Origin of the sequence: Acidovorax benzenivorans (genome assembly GCF_028680575.1) — a bacterium.
Lineage (GTDB): Bacteria > Pseudomonadota > Gammaproteobacteria > Burkholderiales > Burkholderiaceae_C > Acidovorax > Acidovorax benzenivorans.
Map to the genome: position 1 here is coordinate 1 of NZ_JAPCKI010000037.1, position 1,334 is coordinate 1,334.

Annotated in this window: 3 protein-coding genes; all 3 read right to left on the reverse strand. The window is 50.6% G+C overall.

The window, feature by feature from the left end; genetic code table 11:
- Positions 1-171: 171 nt before the first annotated feature.
- Positions 172-732 (reverse strand): hypothetical protein, encoded by a 561-nt coding sequence (locus OIN59_RS25240; RefSeq protein WP_274114956.1) that lies wholly within the window; start codon positions 730-732, stop codon positions 172-174.
- Between the two features lie 48 nt (positions 733-780).
- Positions 781-1,233 (reverse strand): hypothetical protein, encoded by a 453-nt coding sequence (locus OIN59_RS25245; protein ID WP_274114958.1) that lies wholly within the window; start codon positions 1,231-1,233, stop codon positions 781-783.
- A gap of 3 nt (positions 1,234-1,236) precedes the next feature.
- On the reverse strand, positions 1,237-1,334 hold a 98-nt coding region (locus tag OIN59_RS25310), incomplete at its 5' end, for an IS3 family transposase (protein WP_328517997.1).

Here is a 1,334-nt window from a genome sequence, read left to right on the forward strand (position 1 = left end):
AATCATGTCCATGGTGATCACCTTGAATCCCTGCTGAAATTCTCAGCAGGTCAGTGGAACACCCTGGTCAATTTTGGATTGGCACTTTGCGGTTTAGCTGGTCAAGATTGCATCGGCACCAACAGTGCTGTCCTAAAGCTACTTCAGCGAAGGCTCTCTAGTAGAAATCTATCAGACTGTATCAAGCTGCATCGGAGGATATATTTCTAGTGGGCATTCAGCGCTTGTTATCGCGTGCAAGTGCAAGAAGCGCGGGCCCAAACTCTCCGCATTTTTCTCGATATCTTCCCGGGGACCTGCGTACACACCAGCCCAACACAAAACAGCATCTGAGGCCAGCTCGTACCGCTTCGAAAAACGCTCGCGCTCATCCTTGTATCGCTGATTGCACAGTGCGAGCGGTTCTGAATGAGAGGCAAACCAACGTAAGGTGTCCAAATCTTTCTCATACTGCGCTTTCTTCTGAGGCGTGTACTTCAGCTCGATCACGCCAATGATGCGTCTGCTGTTGCAAACAACCACATCCGGAATCCGAGCCGACGAGCCAGGCACTGAGAAACTCGGTTCCACAAACACGCTTCTGCGGTGTGCTCCAAACGCATCTTCGAGTCGGCGACAGAAGTACATCTGAAGGGCCCGCTCGTTGTAGATCAGTCGGTTGGCGTAGGCCTCTTCCATCGTCCGGTGCCAAGCGATAGCAATATGTTTCCTAAGTAGGTTGCGCGTTGACATTGATTTCAATGGCTGCAATTGGTGAAAGCACACCGCATAGGCACGAGATCAAGCATCGCCATCTCCCCACATGTATCCAGTGAAGCTGGCTGAATCCAATATTTGGATAACTTGCTTCTCTTCGTAAGCCTTCCCGAACCACCCCTGGTATCTGACAGTTATGGAGATTCTTGCTCGGTATTTCCAGAATCCTTGGTCACTACCCCTTGTCGTACCGAATGAACATGTAACACGCGATTGATTGTGAAGAATGTCGATCTTCAGGCTTGGCGAAAAGCAAGCTAGCCACATTTTTTTGTACTTTTCGGAGGCGTCCGCACCAAAAGCATCGGAAAGGGAACTTGGGTCCGCCGAGAGCGATATGTCCTTCGCAGGAATACTTCCGGAGTTGAGGACTTCGAGCTTGTAAAAGATTCCGGACTCGCTTCCGCTCTCGGTGCGTACGGCGACGGAAACGATGGGGCGGAACTGCTTCTGGACTTCACCCGGTTTCGTAGACATATTTCAACTTCCGTTTCGGAGTTGTTCGAATGCCAGCGGACTCAGTTGGTCTAGGTGACTGTGCCGACGGATTCGATTGTAAAAACCTTCGATGTAGTCAA

Excerpts from the sequence above, each read along its gene's own strand:
- OIN59_RS25240 (WP_274114956.1), bottom strand. The coding sequence starts at position 732 with ATGTCAACGCGCAACCTACTTAGGAAACATATTGCTATCGCTTGGCAC.
- OIN59_RS25245 (WP_274114958.1), bottom strand. The coding sequence starts at position 1,233 with ATGTCTACGAAACCGGGTGAAGTCCAGAAGCAGTTCCGCCCCATCGTT.